Here is a 17,982-nt window from a genome sequence, read left to right on the forward strand (position 1 = left end):
GGAGACAACCACATGACTTTCCCCGCAGAACGCACCGCAATCGTCACCGGCGCCGTATCCGAACGAGGCATCGGCCGAGCCACCGTCAACTACCTGGCCGCCCAAGGCTGGAACATCGGCATCATCGATCTTGATGACGCCGCCTGCAAGATCGCAGCCAAGGAAATCAGCGCTGAATACGGCGTGCAGGCCCACGGCGTAGGCGCCAACGTCGCCAGCGAAGCCGAGGTCCGTGCCGCAATCGACGAACTCGAGAATGAACTCCCGCAGATCGTCGCACTGGCCAACGTTGCCGGAGTGAGCTCGCCCGTCGGCTACCTGAAACTGGAACCGGCAGAGTGGGACCGGGTCCTGAACATCAACCTCAACGGCGTCCACTACGCCACCCGGCGTGTGGCCGAATCCATGGTCAAGAACCGGATCGGCCGCATCGTGAACATCTCCTCCGTTTCCGCGCAGCGCGGCGGAGGTACGTTCTCCAAAACTCCCTACTCCGTAGCCAAGGCCGGCGTCATCGGACTGACCCGCGCAACTGCCCGCGAGCTGGGTGAGTACGACATCACCGTCAACGCCATCTCTCCCGGCCCCATCGACACCGACATCATGGGCGGAACGCTGAGCCAGGAACGCAAGGATGAGCTCACCAAGGACCTTGTGGTGAACCGGGTGGGTTCCACCCGTGACATCGCAGCCGCCATCGCCTTCCTCATCAGCGAGGACTCCGGATACATCTCCGGCCAGACGCTGAATGTGGATGGCGGACTGTACATGCACTAGGCGCTTGTTCATGAAGACCTGGACACGAGAACGCAAGATTTACCTTGCCGTGGGCATCCTCGCCTGCGCAGTGGGCATGGTGCTCATCTTCTTCCCGCGCTGATTCTTTCCGCGGAGACCGCGGCTGATCGCACTGCATTAGTCATTTCCTGTCACTCAAAGAGGAGTTTCAATGTCTGTTGCCACCAATTCCACTAAGGAGTTGCTGGATACGCCGGTCCTCAAATCGGCAATTTCCAAAGCATCACGGCGGCTTATGCCGATGCTCGTCATCCTGTACGTGGTGGCCTTCCTGGACCGCACCAACGTTGGCTTCGCTGAAGCAGCGCTGGAAGTGGACAAAGGCATCACCGCCGGAGCCTACGCCTTGGGCGCCGGTATCTTCTTCATCGGCTACGCACTGTTCGAGATCCCCAGCAACTTGCTGCTCACCAAATTCGGCGCCAAGGTGTGGCTCGCCCGCATCGCCATTACCTGGGGCATCGTGTCGGCGTGCTTCGCTTTCGTTCAGGGTGAGACGTCGTTCATCATCCTGCGGTTCCTGCTGGGTGTGACCGAAGCCGGTCTCTTCCCCGGCGTCATCATGTTCCTTGCGGCCTGGTTCCCCAACAAGGTCCGCGTGAAGATGTTCGCCATCTTCTACCTGGCCCAGCCGTTCTCCCAGATGATGGGTGCGCCGCTGTCCGGTTGGCTCATCAATATCGGGGACCAGGTTCCCGGCGTCGCAGGCTGGCAGGTGATGTTCTTCGTCGAAGGCATGCTCGCCGTCCTGGCCGGTGTGGCAGCCTACTTCTTCCTCATCAACAGCCCCCAGGACGCCAAGTTCCTGACCAAGGAAGAAAAGACTGCGCTGTCCGACGTCATGGCGTTGGAAGACACTGTGAAGGAAGAGACCGGTCCCCGCGGTGTCCTGGCGTCCATGCGCAACGGCCGGGTCTGGTATTTCACGGTCATCTACTTCTGCCTGCAGGTAGCGGTCTACGGAGTGACGTTCTACTTGCCGCAGCAGGTGGCGCAGCTGACCGGCCAAAAGGTGGGCATCGCCGTCGGACTCCTGGCAGCCATCCCGTGGTTCTTCGGCATCTTCGCCTGTTACTTCATTGGCAAGGCCGCGAACACCGTGGCTCGCCGCCGCCGTTGGGGAACGGCTCTGTTCATCTCCACAGGCCTCTGCATCTTCGGCTCCGCTTGGGCGGGCGCCAACCAGTTGCCGGCGCTCGGCATCATCTTCATCACCCTGGCGGTGTGCAGCTTCCTGTCCACAGGTCCCATTTGCTGGTCATACCCGACGGCGTTCCTCACCGGAACTGCCGCAGCTGCGGGAATCGGGTTGATCAACTCGCTGGGCAACCTGGGTGGATTCGTTGCCCCGATCCTGCGCACCACGGTCAATCAGGTCACGGCGTCGGACACGGGAACCATGGGTGTCTATGCGCTGGGTGTGCTGCCGTTCGTGGCGGCGCTGCTCATGTTCGGTACCAAGCGCTTCAGCAACAAGGCCGATGAACTGCTGGGGAAGTAAACCGTGATGCTTTCTGCTCCAGGCACCCTGCTCGTTGGGGTCAGTACCAAGATGTACATGGGCTACGCGGAGTCGTTGGCGTGGTTGGAGCAGTTGCTGGTGGAAGTGGACGCCCGTCCGGCCCTCGCGGCCGGGCGGGTGGTCCCGTTTGTGATCCCGTCGTTCCCGGTGTTGCCCGAAGCCGCGCGGTTGGTGGACGGCACGCCGCTTATGGTGGGCGCCCAGAACTGTAGCTGGGCAGACGGTCCGTGGACCGGCGAGGTTTCACCGTCCTTGCTTGCGGAGCTCGGGGTTGGGCTGGTGGAGATCGGCCATGCCGAGCGGCGTCGATACTTCGGCGAAGACGAGGCGATGATTGCGCTGAAGGTCCGTGCCGCCGTCGACGCCGGACTGACCCCGCTGCTGTGCGTGGGGGAGCGGGAAGACAGCGAACCCCAGGCTGCGGCCCATACGGTGTTCCGGCAGATCAAGGCTGCTGTATCGGGCGACTGGTCGGTTGCCCATCGGTTGGTCATCGCCTACGAACCTGTGTGGGCGATCGGTGCTCCGGAGCCGGCGTCGGCGGGGTATGTTGCGGGTGTCGCGGCCGCGTTGAGGGAATTGCTGGCACCGCACGGAGTGGCCGGGATTCCCGTCATCTACGGGGGGTCCGCCAAACCTGGGCTGCTGCCGCAGCTGGAGGGGGTGTCCGGGCTTTTCCTGGGCCGCTTTGCCCATGACGCCGCGAACTTCGGACGGGTCCTGGACGAAGCCCTGGGTTTTTGTACAGCAGATGCCCCTACAGCTGCTTCTCAAGGGCATTAGCTGTACACAAACTCCGCTGGCAGAGGGCCACGAAGCCGCCCAGGTTTTCCAGGCCTTCCGGATGCGTCGGCAGATAGTTGGTCAGCTCGGGCGAACGCACGACGACGGCACGCCACTGCCCGCGCGAGACCGCCACGTTGATGCGGTTACGGGACAGCAGGAACTCCATGCCGCGTGGGACTTCTCCTGCGGCGGAAGCTGCCATGGACACGATGACCACAGGCGCTTCCTGGCCTTGGAACTTGTCCACGGTACCCACACGCACCCGGCCAAGCCCAGCGGCACGAAGGTGGTGCTTGATCAGTTGGACCTGCGCGTTATACGCGGCGACAACCAGGATGTCGGTTTCCTCAAGGGGCCGGCTTTCAGTGGGCCGGCCTTCAGTGCGCTGGGCATCAGGGGACTGGGCATCAGTGGGCTGGGAGGGATCCAGCCACCCTAGACCCAGGTGGGCCTGGACCTGGTGAACCACCTCCGCGGCTTCCTCGGGTGAGTTGGTGGAGTTACCGGTGTGCAGGACATAGACACAGGAGATCCCCGGGGCGGCCCCTTCCAGATGGCGTTCCTTCGCTGCCGGGGCTGCCTCGAGCCTGTTGTCATAGGACAGTGCTGACACCGCGCTGCACAGATCCGGATGCATTCTCCACGATGACGCCAGGAAGTATCCCAGCGTAGCTGGCAGGGTGTTGTATCCCGCGGACAACCAGCCGAGTGCCGACTCATCGACGGGTTCGGGGTGTTTTCCCTGCGTGACTTGGGGTAGCTGCTGAGGATCACCCAAGAGGAGCAGCCGCTGGGCACCGCGGCTCACTGCCATGGTGTTGGCCAATGAGAACTGCCCGGCCTCATCGATGACCAGGAGATCCAAGGATCCTGCGGGAACCGAGCTGCCCACCATGGTCCACGCGGTGCCGCCGATCAGGGCTCCACCGGGCTGGGACAAGAGCTCTTCGACGTTGCCTTTGCCGCACTGCGTCCATGGCACAGGGTCGTCGTGTTTGACCTCTTTGGCTACCCGTTGAGGATCGACGCCGGCCTTCTGAATCGCAGCGCACAGCATGTTCTCCACCACAGCATGGGACTGCGCCACGACGCCCACTTTCCACCCAGCTGTGACCAGACGTGCGATGACGTGTGAGCCGACATAGGTTTTGCCGCTGCCGGGAGGCCCCTGGACGGCAAGGTAGGAGCTGTCCAAGTCCATGACAGCGTCAGTGATGGCATCAATGTAGCCATCCGGTCCGGCGCCGACGGCTGGAAGGGTCGGGAGCGTGCGGAGTTGCGGAGGTTGCCGGCGTACCAAGTCCAAGGCACAATCCCGGGGCCAGGAAGGTAGTGCAGCGCTGAGCTTCGTAGCCAAAGCAGCCAAAGCAGACCGCTGGCCGTCGGTGGAAATGGGGCTGTCAGGGGTCAATGCCATCGGCAGTTGGCTGTATTCCGCGGCGCCGCGGGGGAGCCGTTCGGAGATGGTGACCGTCTCGGCGTCGTCCGTCTCTCCAACCTCCACCACCTCCGTTCCGCTCCAACCGGCGCGGCCCAGGACGGACGACTCTTTGGCCGCCAAGGCCTGGGGCAGAGGGGAATCGAACATACGGAAATACTTCTTGCCCGGTTCCAATCCTGAGCCGTCCCCGGAACGGCCGATGAGCGTGGAGATTCGAACCGGATTCTTGCGCGGACCGGGTTTCGCCCAGTCCTGGAGCACCTCGGCACGCTCCACCGTGAAGATGTCGCGACCGTCCTCCCACTGTGAGACCGGCTTTTCCAAACGATCGAAGTGACCCCACCAGTGCTGCTTGTCCTCGCGCCGGTGGTACCCGACACCGGCCGCGACAATTCCCACAGCCCGGGCGTCGGCCGAGGCCTGGTCCTGCTCTGGTAACCCTGCCAGGTAGTCATGGAGCGCTGTTTCTTCCGGCGCGGCCTCGTACTTGGGCTGCGGTTCCTCCGACGCGGCAACGTCCTCTGCCACACTGCCCGGAACGATGGAGCGCTCTGTTGCCCGGGCCAGGAGCCAGTTACGCAGTTCCAGCGTCGACAGGCAGTCGTACTCGTTGTAATCCCGGATGCCTTCCAGGATTACAGCGGCTTCACCGGCGTCCCCGTTATCCCGGGCAGTGCAGAAGTCCGCGTAGGCAACCACGGAAGCGCCGGCGTCGGTGACCTCGCCCGAACGCAGGTGCTGTCCCATATAAAGGGGTTCCAGCTTCTTGATGCTGTACGAGTTCTCAGAGACCCGGATACTGTGCCGGACGGTGTCGTAGAGGTCCACCAGAACGCCTTGCCGCAGGAGGTCGTCGACGGCGGTTTCGCCCACCACATGCGTCAGGGACAAGTTCCTCAAGGCCGTCTTTTCATAGGCGGCGTAGTGGTAAATGTGCATGCCCGGATACTGTGCCCGGCGCTTGTCCACGTAGTCCAGGAAGTCAACGAACGCCCGGCCTTCCTCAGCCCGGGAGTGGGCCCAGAAGGGCCGGAATACGGGGTGGGCGCCCGGTTCCACGGGGTTCTCGATGACGCCGAACAGGTACTCGAGCCCCCATGTGCCGGTGGCAGGGTCCTGCCACAGGGGGTCGCCCTCAAAGTCAAAAAAGATGTCGCCCGGATCCGGCACGGGCAGCCTGCCGAGGGTGTTGTCCGGCAGAACGTTGTAGCTGATGGTCTTGGCTTCTCCGGATTTGTCCGTGTACTTCACCGTGCCGTCAGGCGTTCCCGTTCCGGTCTGCAGCCGGGCTTGCTCGCGAAGCCGCAGGGACGTTGGATCACCTGCTGCTGGGGAAGCTGCCAGTTGGTCAATGGTGGTGATCCCGGCCTCCATCAGCTTCTTTCGGCGGCTGATGCGCATCCCGGCCACCATGAGGAGGTCCCGGTGCAGCGTGACCTGTTCAGCACAGTAATCGCAGCGGCCGCACGCGGAGTAGCGGGGATCGCCCCAAACGATCGGCGAAGCTTCGGAAATATGCGCTGCCGTCATCTCCAGGAAGCGCCCCCGGCGTTCCCTGAACACAGGGAGGATCTGGGAGAGGGGATGGTTGCTGAGGACCCTGTTGCCCAGGACCAGGGTGACGGTAGGGTCCGGTGTGATCCCTGCCTGGATGAGTTGATCTCCGTAGGCCGCCAACTGCAACAGGGCCGTGACCTTGGCATGCCGGGCGAGCTTGGTATCGAAGACGGCGTACTGACCGCCGGGGCGTTTCACCAGAAAGTCGGAGCGGCCGTGGAACTGTCCATCGAAGAACGCTGCCTGGAAGACGACATCCGCACCGGATCCCAAAGCGTTGATGGATTCCGCATGCTTGCCCGACAGGGTGGCGCGGTCCATCGCTGCGGCGGGGACGACGTCGTAAACGCCTTTTCCCGTCGCCGGATCCCACGGCCCGAAGTCGGCCACAAATTCATCCAGAACCTTATGCTCGTGAACATCGCCCAAGGCGGCTGTGCGATCCAGCATGGCGTCCGGTGCGAAGTCCGGTTTTGGCGTACGGCCGAGTTTTTCGTCGAGTTTCCGGAGCAGTTGATACTCGCAGGTGGCAGCAATAACGAGGTCGCTGGCGGAGAAGACAAGGTCCTGCGGGGCTCCTGCTGTCTCCGGATCGAGAAAGAACACCGCGACCCACCTGCCTTCCGTGCCGTGGCTAAACCGTTGTAGCCAAGCTATCAGCGGTCCCCGACAATATAAGGCGCCGGCACTTTAGACTGCACCCATGACGGAAACAGCCCGCATTGCAGATCCAGCTTTCGAAGCCGCATACCAGGCCGCGCAAAAGAGCCTCAGCGAAGGCGGCATCCCCATTGGGGCCGCCTTGGCCCGCGGCGGTGAGGTCATCGCGAGCGGCCACAACGAGCGGGTCCAGCACGGTGACCCCATTGCCCACGGCGAGATGTCGGCGCTGAGGGCTGCCGGGCGGCAAAAAAGCTACCGCGACACCACGCTCTACACAACCCTGGCGCCGTGCGCCATGTGTACCGGAACCATCATTCAGTTCAAGATCCCGCGGGTGGTGGTGGGCGAGGCGGAGACGTTCCCGGGCGAGTTTGACCTCCTGCGGTCACGAGGCGTTGACGTAGTGGTCCTGGACGACCCCCGTTGCGTGGACATGATGCGGACCTTCCAGGACGAACACCCGGAACTGTGGGCCGAGGACATCGCCGAGTAAAGGCGGCAGGAGCTTAGGGAGCGACGGCGGCACCAAGGGCGGGGTGCCGCCGTCGCCGGCTGCGGAGGAGCCGCAGACCAAAGAGCCATCCGACGGCTATTTGGCAGGCTTCCTCGGAGCCGACCGGCGGGAACGGGCCGCCGGAGTTGTTGGGATGAGTTCCTTGACCTGGGCAAGCACTGTGGCGTTGGCGCCCCGGGTGCCCAGATCCTTGGCGAGGGTTTCAACCTCGGACTTTGCCGCCGCGGTGTTGTTCGCCTTGGCGTGCAGTTCGCTGCGCAATTCCACCAGGCCGCGATACGCGAGGTTGCTGCTGGCTCCCGCTCCCTGCTGGTAACCCGCCAAACCGGTATCCGTCAGCGCAAGTGCCCGCTGGGGGTCAGCGCTGTGGTGCTTGACCATTTTGTCGTCCTTGCGGCGGTAAAAGTCATCTCCCACGGACTGCGCGACGGCGGTAGCCGCCTTCACGCCCAAAGGCTCACCACTGAACCGCTCGGCTGCCTCCGTGAGAGTGTCCAGTCCCTTGCTGAGATACGGCGACATGGACCCTTCGAACGCAAGGGTCAGGCCGACTTCCCGGGTGAAGAAGTCCGGAGCGAACCTGTCCTCTTCCTTGGTCACCGGGAAGCCGATGCGCACTGGCAGGGTGTTGGAAGCCTGGACGATCCCGTCCGTGGAATACACGGCCCGGATCAAATACTGGCCGGGCTCATCGAAGGCAAAGCCGCCGGTGCCATAGGCCAACTGGACCAACTGGCTGTACCTGTCGCTGCCATCAGTGCCGTCAGCTGCCGGCGACAACGTCACAAGTTCGGGGATGCCATAGAAGCACACCACTGATTGGTGCAGGATCACGGTCCCGTCCGGCTTCTGAACGTACACGGACGTGTTTCCGTACCGGGGATCCAGCCGGCCATCCACCTGAAGCGGCGCGTCGCTGGTGTTGCGCAGCCGGAACTCAAGGGCCACCGGTTCCATGTAGTCGAAGTAGCCCTTGCCAGAGAGCGTCAACTCCAGGTCACTGCCCGGCCCGGACACGGTCATTGCGCCAGGAGGGGACTCGAGATGGCCGCCGGAGGCCCACGGGTCTCCGCCCATGATCACTGCGGCGCGGTCGCCGTGGCGCATGTGGAGGAGTTCGTCGTCGTCGAACCTGAAGCGGAAGTTGCCCCAGAACGTATCGGCGCCGTTGCGCTGATCGTATTTCCAGTCGTAGTTCATCCAGGACAAGGAGTCCGGCCGGGCTTTGTCCCACGCGTGCAGGAAGTTGAAGGCGTGCCCGGCCTCGTGCACCCAGGTATAGAGGAAATGGCGCATGGCCCACGCCTGGTCCTGGGTGGTGGGGTCGGAGACCAGGTTGGTGAACCAGGAGTGGCTGCGGAAGACAGCAAAACCCTGGCGGTCGGGTCCGCGACCTGCACCGCCAAAGCCTGCAGCGGCGTCAAACATGATGCCGCCGACTCCGGCGCTGTCGAAAATGCCTGCCTGAATGCCCCAGAGGTTCCACGCCGGCCACCCTGAAGTGAACTTGCCAAACGAGGTTTCCATGGCGTCGTGGAGTTCGCCCACGTTCCAGGAAGCAAAGCCGGCGGCGCTGTCGTCAATCACCGTGTGCACCGGATCAACAGTGACGGCGATCCCGGCGTCCTTGTACGCAGACTCGATGGAGATGTTCCGGTCCGAAAGGTCGGCCGGGCGGTTGTTGTGTGCGTGGCTGTTGTAGACGGGAACTTTGGGTTCGATGTCCACAGAGGCGCAGTAGTCGAATTCGAAGTTGACGTCGCGGAAACAGTCCGAGCGGTAGGTGCAAGCGTACGGCGGTCCAGCCACACCGCCCACCGCGAACGTGGCCACGGCGCCCGTGATGGCTCCGTGCGACCAGGACACCACGATCTCCACGGTGGTGGCAGGATGCACGCCCTTCCAGAACCGGACAGCACCCGATATGTGGGCGTCGGAGTGGGTAGTGGTGATAACGGGCGCATCCACGATCCACGATTCCACGTACGTTTTCACGAGCTGGTTCACGCCCGCCACCTTGACCATGCGCGTGCTGTAGAGGTCACCGCTGACCTTGTTCAGGACCGGTGATTCCACACCCTGACGTGGATCGACATCCAGGCGGAGGTCCAGCGCGCTTCCGATCGGGCCGCTGGTGGCTTGATTCCCTTCATAGCGGCCGCTCAGGGCTGCGGATCGCCAGCAGCGCCACCAGTCCTCAGAGGGCCAGGAAAAGGACGTGGTCTGGGGTGGAAGAGGAAGGGAAGCCGGGTTCCCGGGGGCAGGGATGTAGTGGGTACTGGGGACGTTGGGGGTGTCCATGAGGGTGTTCTTTCTCGCTCTGCAAGCAGTCAATATGCGTTCGTCCACGCGCTGTGGCGCATGGACGGCATGACGGTTCAGGGCGGGGCGGGTGCGCGTGGGGATGCTCGAAACGAGTCGGAATGGCCAATGCCCAGAAGCCGTGTGTAACCCACGTTGAGGATACTCCAGCGAATGGATTATATCCAGAGAAATCAAGCGGTTTCTTTTCCTCCAGAGGTCGTGGAGGGCCCGCAGCGTCTGGTCAGCCCTTGCCGCCGGGCGTAGGCTGGCATCATCGGCGCCTGAGCCGAACGACTCCTGCCGAAGGCCCCGCGTCGATGCCCCAAATCGATGAAGGAGGATCCATGAGTGTCGTACGTGAATTCATGACAACCAATGCCCAGTGCATCGAAGAGGACAAGACTCTTCAGGAAGCCGCCATGCTCATGAGGGACCTGGACTGCGGTTCACTCCCCATTTGTGGCCACGACGGCAAGCTCACCGGCTTCATCACAGACCGCGACATCGTGGTCAAGTGTTTGGCCGAAGGCAGGGATGCCCGCGAGGTCCGTGCCAGTGAGCTGGCCACCGGCAAGCCTTACTGGGTGGACGCCGACGCCAACGTTGACGAGGCCGTGACCATGATGGAGGAGCATCAGGTGCGCCGCTTGCCGGTGATCAGCGACCACAAACTGGTAGGGATCATCAGCCAGGGCGATATTGCCCGCAACCACTATGCAGAAGAGCGCCTCGGCGAGATGGTGGAGCACATCTCGGCCAAGGAGCACATGGCCCACTGAGGCCCAAAACCGGCAACCAATCCAGCCGCCGCGAGGCCCTCCCTTAGAGGAAAGCCTCGCGGCCCGTTCCTTCGCGCAACACGAGTTCGCCGTCTTCGATCGAGACGATCAGGCTCTTCGGTTTACCCGCGAGCTTCTTCGTGGCGCTGAGTTTTCTGCTGCTGACCTCCACACCCACCGTGGCGCCCTTGGCCGGCAGTTCCACCGTGATTTCGTCGGCCATTCCCAACAGCATCTTGGTGGAGATGCCACGCTCAGTGACGGCTTCCTTGCCGTTGACGGTCACGGTCACGTCATCGGAAACGAACCCGTCCTGAAGGATGATGAGCAGTTCCTGCATGGTCCAACTACAGCACTAACAGCGCCCCCGGGATAGGCCTTCGCCCTACGTTCCGCTGAAACTGTCGGCCATGTGAGGCAAACTGTCATGGTGACTTCAAATCTCCAACACCAGTCAGCTGACTCTGCCATCCACGCCCAGATCGCCGAAGAACTCGGCGTCAAGGCATGGCAGGTCAAGGCCGCAGTGGAACTGCTCGACGCCGGATCCACCGTCCCCTTCATCGCCCGGTACCGTAAGGAAGTCACCGGGACGCTTGATGACACCCAGCTCCGCGACCTTGAGGAACGCCTCAGGTACCTGCGTGAGTTGGAAGAGCGGAGAAAGTCCGTCCTTGAGGCGATAGCCGCCCAGGGCAAGCTGACCCCGGAACTCGAAGCCGCCGTCGTCGGGGCTGACACCAAAGCCCGGCTGGAAGACATTTACCTGCCCTTCAAATCCAAGCGCCGCACCAAGGCCCAGATCGCCCGCGAAGCCGGGCTTGAGCCCCTGGCCGATGTCCTGCTCGCCAACCCGCAACTGGACCCCGCCACCGAAGCCGCCAAGTACCTCAACGCCGAGCACTCCATCGAGGACGCCACCATGGCGCTCGCAGGGGCGCGTGCCATCCTGGTGGAACGGGTCGGGCAGGATCCGGATCTCGCGGAGGACTTGCGCGAGCGGCTCTGGAAGCAGGGGCGCATGGTGTCGCGGGTCAAGAAGGGCATGGAAGCCGAGGGCCAGAAGTTCAAGGACTACTTCGATTTCGCCCAGGTGCCGTCAGGAATGCCGTCGCACCGGGTGCTCGCCTTGCTGCGTGGTGAAAAGGACGGCGTCCTTGAGTTGGATCTTGCCGAGGCTGACCCCGCCGACGACGACGCCCTGGCCGCCGCGCGTGGCAAGTACGAGAACGCTGTGGCCACGTGCCTCGGGGTTGCCAACCAGGGGCGTCCGGCGGATGCGTGGCTGACTCAGACTGCCCAGCTCGCGTGGCGCGGCCGCATTCTGGATCGTCTCACCACGGACCTTCGTGGGCGTATGTTCGCTGACGCGGAAGACGAAGCTGTGCGCGTTTTCGCGGCCAATCTCCGTGATGTGCTGCTTGCCGCTCCTGCGGGTAACCGGGCCACGCTCGGCCTGGACCCGGGACTCCGCACGGGCGTGAAGGTGGCCGTTGTGGATGGCACCGGCAAGGTGGTCACCACGGACACCATCTACCCGCACGCACCTGCGAAGAAGTGGGACGAGGCTTTGGCCACGTTGGCTCGTCTGGCCAAGCAGTACAACGTGGAACTCGTGGCGATAGGCAACGGAACGGCCTCCCGCGAGACGGACAAGCTGGCCACGGAGCTCATCAAGTCCCTGGAGGCCGCCGGTTCCAAGGGCATCCAGAAGCTGGTGGTATCCGAGGCTGGAGCATCCGTGTACTCGGCATCCGCCTTGGCGGCGTCCGAACTCCCGGGCATGGATGTGTCTCTCCGGGGTGCAGTGTCCATTGCCCGCCGCCTGCAGGATCCGCTGGCCGAGCTCGTGAAGATTGAACCGAAGTCGATTGGGGTGGGGCAGTACCAGCACGATGTCACCGCCGCGAAGCTGGACCGCTCGCTGGATGCCGTGGTGGAGGACTGCGTGAATGCCGTGGGCGTGGACGTGAACACCGCTTCGCCCGCGCTGCTCAGCAGGGTGGCCGGCGTCGGGCCCCTTCTCAGCGAGAACATCGTGGCTTACAGGAACGAGAATGGGCCGTTCGCCAAACGCAGCGACCTCAAGAAAGTGCCGCGGCTGGGAGCCAAGGCGTTTGAACAGTGCGCAGGCTTCCTCCGGATCACCGGGGGAGCCGAACCCCTGGACGCTTCCAGCGTGCACCCCGAGGCATACTCGGTGGCACGCAAGATCCTGGTCGCCGCCAGCGGTGGGCCTGCCACCGCCTTGGATCCGCAGGCCTTCGTGGACGGCACTTTCGGGTTGCCCACCGTCAAGGACATCATGTCGGAGCTGGAGAAACCCGGCCGCGACCCCCGCCCGGCGTTCAAGGCGGCATCCTTCTCCGAAGGCATCGAGAAGATCTCCGACCTCAAGCCCGGCATGATCCTGGAAGGCACGGTCACCAACGTGGCCGCATTCGGAGCGTTCGTTGACGTCGGAGTACACCAGGACGGTCTGGTCCACGTCTCTGCCCTGTCCAACAAGTTCGTTTCGGACCCGCGGGAAATCGTGAAGTCCGGTCAGGTGGTCCGGGTCAAAGTGCTTGAAGCGGACCCTGACCGCAAGCGCATTTCGCTGACGCTAAGGCTCGACGACGAACCCGGCACCGCGGGTGGCCGCGGCCCGGGCGGGCGTACTTCAGCTGGCCGGGACTCGGGTGGCCGGCAAGGTCAGCGCGGTGGTGGAGAGCGTTCCGGGCAGCCGGGGCAGGGCGCTCCACGGCAAGGTCAAGGGGATCGCCGCCAGGGTGGCGCGCGGCAAGGCAAGCCCCAGCAAGCTCCGGTGGCCCCCGCCAACACGGCCATGGCCGAGGCATTGCGCAGGGCCGGACTCGGCAAGTAGCTCCTATAAGCCCGCGGTCCTGGCTTCCCACGCCACTGCATCCGATGGTTGCAGTGCTGTGGGAAGCCAGCGGCCGATGCGTTGGAAGGCTTCACGCCGGATGGGTTCTGGTGACAGGAAAATGTCATGGAACGCATTCGGCAGCCGGCTCACTGTGACGGTGTCCGCCAAGGACAGCGAGCGGTGGGCCACGGCATCAACGTTCAGTGCGACGTCGGCAGTGAGTGCGTCCGCCGACCACTTCGGCTGCAGGTAGCTTTTGTCCGAAAGCAGCACCAGCACTGGAACCTCGATTCCCAGCCCGGCGGCCACGGTGGCTTGGCCCCGGAACACCGCGTCAAGGAACGCCGGAGTGATCGGGAAACCCCTGTCGGGCCGCCACTCGAGGTTGTATTCCCATTCGCCATCCAGCGCCGCGGAGACGGCACGGGTGTAGATGCCCGGGTCCACTGGTGGCAGGGGCGCCAGCGGATGGAGCCTTGCGTGGAGTCCAACCAGGGGCGCAATGGCCCGCCTGCCAAGTTCAGTTGCTTGGAACTCCAGCCAGGGGCTGTTGAGGATCAGGGCCGAGGCAATGCCTGGATGGCGATGTGCCCACAGGCTCAGGGTGAGTCCGCCGGTTGAGTGGCCCAGCAGAATGAGCGGCCGCCCGGCGGAATCTCCTGTGCGGCCCATGGCTTCCAGGGCTGCTGCGATGTCGGCGTCGTAGTCGGAGAGGTTGGTGACCAGGCCCGGGACCAACCCGGGACGCAGGCTGCGGCCGTAGTTGTGCAGGTCCAGTGCGAAAAAGCGGGCACCGGTACGGTGCCAGAACTCAGCCAGATGGCGTTGGAAGAAATAGTCGGACCAGCCATGTACGTAGAGGATGTCCGCGTTGAGGCGTTCACCTTCCGGAGCCTCCAGCCATTGCGGGCCGGTGCCTAGGTAACGCACCAAGGTGGCGGCAGCACCGTCGTCGAGGTTTAGCGTTTGCTGTTCAAAGCCCTCGCCAAGAATGTCCGGAGTCCATGGCTGCGTCATGAAGTCGATCGTAGCGGCTGGCCGGCGTCCGGCTCTTTTTCCTTCTGCCAGGGCCAGCGGCCGGTGATTTCCAGCTCCAGGGAGAAGCTGAGGAACGTCCGGATCAGCACGATGATGGCCAGGACGCCAACGCTTTCAAAGGTGGGGGTGACCGCGACGGTCCGGATGATGTCGGCGGCCACCAGGAGCTCCAGGCCTAGAAGGATGGACCGTCCCAACAGTTGGCGGTAGGAGCGGTAAGGGGAGAACGGCGCCAGGCCGCTGGCACGTTTGGGTTGGTATCCCCGCAGGGCCAACGGTAGGGAAACCAAGGCACCGATCACCATGACAGCCACACCGGCGGCGTCCATGTACCGGCCCACTTCTTCGATGATGTGTTGGAAATCCATGGCCCTCCCTGCGTAGCTGCGTGCCCTTACCGTCTCACAGAGCGAGGGCACCACGCAGCAAGGTGTGGCCGACCCAGAGGCCGGCCACACCTGCTTGAAGTCAGCGCGGGAGATCAGGGCTTGGCGCCCACGGCCTCCCAGGCCTTGGTTTTGAGTTCGGCGCGCTCCTTGCGTGCCACGATCGCTTCCTCCTGACTGACGGCAGCAAACCTGGTGACCGTGCCGGGGGCCGCGCGGGCAACAAGGTCCATGTCGGCGCTGATGACCGTTGCCACCATGGCGTAGCCGCCGCCGGAAACGGCATCGCGGTGCAGGATGATGGGCTGCGTTCCGCCGGGAATCTGGATGGAGCCCACAGCGTAGCCGGCATCGACGATGTTGGAAGGATCGGAGCCGGCACCGAATGGCTGCTCGCGCTCCTTCCATTCCACGCCCGGCCCCGAGTACCGGAGGCCCATCCGGTCGGCCACGGGAGTGACTTTCCATTCGCCGTTCAGGAGGTTGGCCTTTCCGGTGTCCGTGAGTCTGTGGTCGTAGAGGCCCAGCACAATCCGAACCGTTTGTTCCTTGGCGAACGTCGGCCGGAAGGGCTCCGGCATCACTTCGAGGGCCGGAAGATCACCGTCTGGCGCTCCCACCGGCACCACGTCCCCGGCTTCCAGCTTCCTGCCGTTGAGCCCGCCGATGCCGCCAAGGGTGTAGGTGGACCGGCTCCCCAGAACTTCGGGGACGTCGATCCCGCCCCGGACCGCTATGTAGTAGCGCGTGCCGCCCTGGATAACTCCGAAGCTCAGCTCGTCACCGGCGCTGAGCTGCAGGCGTGTCCACTGGGGCTGGGTTTCACCATTGACCTTGACCTCCACAGGGGCACCTGTGATCGCCACGATGGCATCCGCGTCCGACACCAGGACAGGACCAAGGTAGGTGCATTCCAGGACGGCATCCGTGGCCGGGTTACCCACCAAGGCGTTCCCGAGTTCGGCCGAGTACTGGTCCATGGAGCCGCTTTGCGGGATGCCCACGTTGTAATAGCCCACGCGGCCCTGGTCCTGGACGGTGGTGGCCAGGCCGGGATTCTTGATCTCAAATGCCATTGAGTGCCTCCATGAGTTCCTGGTTGTAGCCCCGCGGATCGGACAGGGCCTTGGATGCGTCGAAGGTCACGGGGACTTGGCGGTAGCGGTAGGTTCCGTCCTCAACCTGAGCCTGAATGGCGTTGTACTCGTCTTCGGTGACCGGCTTGAACTTGACGATGTCGCCGGGGCGGAAGAACACCATGAAGTCCTCGAAGTCCGCCAGTGACTGCGCGGGATCGTAGATCGGGGCTGCCGCGACGCCGAACATCTGGTACCCGCCGGCGCCCCGGACGGAGTAAATGGCTGCGAAGCATCCGCCGTGACCCACTGTCAGCTTTGGCGTGTCCGTACGCGGGCTAAGGTACTTGGGCACCTGCAGTTGTTTCTCCCGCTCCACCAATTGGAAGAGGAACGGCAGCCCGGCCACGAAGCCCACCATGGACACAAGCCACGGCTGTTCGTGGTGGCGGCGGATGAACTCGGCGGCGTCCTGCAGGCCGTTGACCTTTGCGGCGTAGTCGAGGTCCGTGCCGTCCGGTTCTTGGTGGAAGCCTTCACGGAATCGCTGGGCTACCTCCGCCGTGAAGGGGTCGTCGTACCAGACGGGGACTTCGATGATCCGGGTTTCCAGCGACTGTTCGTCGTGGTTCTGCAGCTCGAGTTCGATGTTCCGAACGGAAGATTCAAGGCTCGACGGCGGCAGAACGTCAGGATTGAACCGCACCAGCAATGAGGCGTTGGCAGGGCAAATATCGACGACGCCGGCCAAGGCCGCGTCCGACAATTTCCGGGCGATGGACATGACTTTGAAGTTGGCCGCCAGGCTCATGGATTCGTCCACTTCGACGAACAGGAACTCGTCGCCGCCCCACGTGTAGCGGGCTTCCTTCAGGACAGGGCTTGGGGTGGTCATTTCGCCTCCAACAGCTCGGGAGCGGACTCGATGAACTTGGAATGATGGGTGACTGCAGCGAACTCGGGACGGGCCAGCAGCATTTTGTGCACCGGGACTGTGGTTTTGACGCCTTCAATGTGCACGTGATCCAAAGCGTCCAGGGTGGCCGCGATGGCGGCGTCACGATCGGCAGCGTGGACGATCAATTTGGCGAGCATGGAGTCGTAATAGGGGCTCACCACGGATCCGGTGTCCACACCGGTATCCACCCGGATTCCGTCGCCGGTGGGCCATTCGATGGAATTCAGGCGTCCGGGACTCGGGAAGAAATTGTTGCCCGGGTCTTCGGCGTTGATCCGGCACTCAATGGCGTGCCCCGTGAACGTGATGTCCTCCTGCGTCAGGGACATGGAACCGGTGCCCGCGATGAGCAGCTGCTCCCGGACAAGGTCCACTCCGGTGATCTGTTCGGTGATGGGGTGCTCCACCTGGATGCGGGTGTTCATCTCGATGAAGGCGGCCTCGTGGTTCCGGGGGTCGTAGAGGAACTCCACCGTGCCCGCTCCTTGGTAGCCACACTGTCTGGCAAGTTCCACGGAGGACTGCCGGATGGTCTCCCGCACGGAATCGGGGAGGTCTGGTGCGGGAGCTTCTTCAATGACTTTCTGGGAGCGCCGCTGCATGGAGCAGTCGCGGTCTCCCAGGTGGATGAAGTTGGTGCCGTCGCCCAGAACCTGGACTTCCACGTGGCGTGCGTGCTCAACAAAACGTTCCAAGTACACGGTGGGGTCGCCAAACACGGACGCTGCCTCGCCGCGGGCCATGTCGATGGTTTCCAGCAGCTCTTCTTCACTGTTGACGAACCGGATGCCACGGCCCCCGCCGCCTGCGGATGCTTTGACCACCAGGGGGTAACCGATACCGGCAGCGATGGCTACGGCGTCCGCTTCCGGATCCAGGGGACCGTCGGAACCGCGCAGTACGGGAACTCCGGCTTTGTGGGCGGACTCGCGTGCCAGTGATTTGTTGCCCATCATGTCGATGGCGTCAGCATCGGGTCCCACCCAGATCAGTCCTGCGTCCGCTACTTTGCGGGCAAAGGAAGAGTTCTCGGAGAGAAAGCCGTATCCGGGGTGGACAGCGTCGCAGCCGGTGTCCAGCGCCGCGGCAATGATCGCGTCTTGATTGAGGTAGCTGGCAGGGGCTGGGGCGGGGCCAACCACAACGAATTCGTCGGCGGTCCGTGCGGCCAGGGAGGTGGAATCGGGTTCGCTGACAATAACCACGGTGCTGATCCCCATGTCCCGTGCCGTCCTGATGATCCGTACAGCGATCTCGCCGCGGTTGGCGATGAGCAGCTTCTTCATGATGG

Annotated in this window: 14 protein-coding genes; 6 read left to right on the forward strand and 8 right to left on the reverse strand. The window is 63.5% G+C overall.

Annotation, left to right across the window (positions count from 1 at the left end):
* The first annotated feature begins 12 nt into the window (after positions 1–12).
* The 3 genes from BLW08_RS00885 to BLW08_RS00895 all read left to right on the forward strand — a co-directional run bounded on the left by BLW08_RS00885 (position 13) and on the right by BLW08_RS00895 (position 3,103).
* On the forward strand, positions 13–777 hold the full coding sequence (locus BLW08_RS00885) for an SDR family NAD(P)-dependent oxidoreductase (RefSeq protein WP_091322832.1): 765 nt from the start codon (positions 13–15) through the stop codon (positions 775–777).
* A 172-nt stretch (positions 778–949) separates the two neighbouring features.
* Complete coding sequence (locus BLW08_RS00890) at positions 950–2,299, forward strand: MFS transporter (protein WP_091322834.1); 1,350 nt, start codon at positions 950–952, stop codon at positions 2,297–2,299.
* A gap of 6 nt (positions 2,300–2,305) precedes the next feature.
* Positions 2,306–3,103 carry a triose-phosphate isomerase family protein gene (locus tag BLW08_RS00895; protein WP_091322836.1) on the forward strand — a complete coding sequence of 266 codons (798 nt, stop codon included), beginning with the start codon at positions 2,306–2,308 and terminating at the stop codon, positions 3,101–3,103.
* Here the strand turns inward: BLW08_RS00895 and BLW08_RS00900 are convergent.
* A complete protein-coding gene (locus tag BLW08_RS00900; protein WP_091322838.1) occupies positions 3,078–6,710 on the reverse strand; it encodes a TM0106 family RecB-like putative nuclease in 3,633 nt (1,210 codons plus the stop codon). The genes BLW08_RS00895 and BLW08_RS00900 overlap by 26 nt on opposite strands.
* Before the next feature lie 97 nt (positions 6,711–6,807).
* Here BLW08_RS00900 and BLW08_RS00905 point away from each other — a divergent pair, with 97 nt between their 5' ends.
* Entirely contained in the window at positions 6,808–7,260 is a 453-nt protein-coding gene (locus BLW08_RS00905; RefSeq protein ID WP_091322839.1) for a nucleoside deaminase, read from the forward strand.
* A gap of 96 nt (positions 7,261–7,356) precedes the next feature.
* On the opposite strand, the gene BLW08_RS00910 is transcribed toward BLW08_RS00905, so the two are convergent.
* On the reverse strand, positions 7,357–9,582 hold the full coding sequence (locus BLW08_RS00910) for a hypothetical protein (RefSeq protein ID WP_091322842.1): 2,226 nt from the start codon (positions 9,580–9,582) through the stop codon (positions 7,357–7,359).
* 347 nt (positions 9,583–9,929) lie between these two features.
* Between BLW08_RS00910 and BLW08_RS00915 the strand changes: the two genes are divergently transcribed.
* On the forward strand, positions 9,930–10,364 hold the full coding sequence (locus BLW08_RS00915) for a CBS domain-containing protein (RefSeq protein WP_090820248.1): 435 nt from the start codon (positions 9,930–9,932) through the stop codon (positions 10,362–10,364).
* Positions 10,365–10,407: 43 nt separating this feature from the next.
* On the opposite strand, the gene BLW08_RS00920 is transcribed toward BLW08_RS00915, so the two are convergent.
* A complete protein-coding gene (locus BLW08_RS00920) occupies positions 10,408–10,704 on the reverse strand; it encodes a hypothetical protein (RefSeq protein ID WP_090820247.1) in 297 nt (98 codons plus the stop codon).
* Between the two features lie 87 nt (positions 10,705–10,791).
* On the opposite strand from BLW08_RS00920, the gene BLW08_RS00925 reads away from it, so the two are divergent.
* A complete protein-coding gene (locus BLW08_RS00925) occupies positions 10,792–13,230 on the forward strand; it encodes a Tex family protein (RefSeq protein ID WP_091322845.1) in 2,439 nt (812 codons plus the stop codon).
* Between the two features lie 3 nt (positions 13,231–13,233).
* Here BLW08_RS00925 and BLW08_RS00930 read toward each other — a convergent pair whose 3' ends face one another.
* The 5 genes from BLW08_RS00930 to BLW08_RS00950 all read right to left on the reverse strand — a co-directional run bounded on the left by BLW08_RS00930 (position 13,234) and on the right by BLW08_RS00950 (position 17,977).
* On the reverse strand, positions 13,234–14,250 hold the full coding sequence (locus BLW08_RS00930) for an alpha/beta hydrolase (protein ID WP_091322847.1): 1,017 nt from the start codon (positions 14,248–14,250) through the stop codon (positions 13,234–13,236).
* Positions 14,247–14,639, reverse strand: a complete 393-nt coding sequence (locus BLW08_RS00935) for a DUF1622 domain-containing protein (protein WP_090820241.1) — start codon at positions 14,637–14,639, stop codon at positions 14,247–14,249. Before BLW08_RS00935 ends, BLW08_RS00930 begins: the two co-directional genes overlap by 4 nt.
* A 113-nt stretch (positions 14,640–14,752) precedes the next feature.
* Positions 14,753–15,733, reverse strand: a complete 981-nt coding sequence (locus BLW08_RS00940; RefSeq protein WP_091322850.1) for a 5-oxoprolinase subunit C family protein — start codon at positions 15,731–15,733, stop codon at positions 14,753–14,755.
* Positions 15,723–16,628, reverse strand: a complete 906-nt coding sequence (locus tag BLW08_RS00945) for a 5-oxoprolinase subunit B family protein (RefSeq protein ID WP_091322852.1) — start codon at positions 16,626–16,628, stop codon at positions 15,723–15,725. The genes BLW08_RS00940 and BLW08_RS00945 overlap by 11 nt, the downstream gene beginning before the upstream one ends.
* A complete protein-coding gene (locus BLW08_RS00950) occupies positions 16,625–17,977 on the reverse strand; it encodes an acetyl-CoA carboxylase biotin carboxylase subunit (protein WP_091322854.1) in 1,353 nt (450 codons plus the stop codon). Before BLW08_RS00950 ends, BLW08_RS00945 begins: the two co-directional genes overlap by 4 nt.
* Positions 17,978–17,982 lie beyond the last annotated feature (5 nt).

The sequence above is a fragment of the Arthrobacter sp. cf158 genome (assembly GCF_900106835.1).
Taxonomy (GTDB): Bacteria; Actinomycetota; Actinomycetes; order Actinomycetales; family Micrococcaceae; genus Arthrobacter.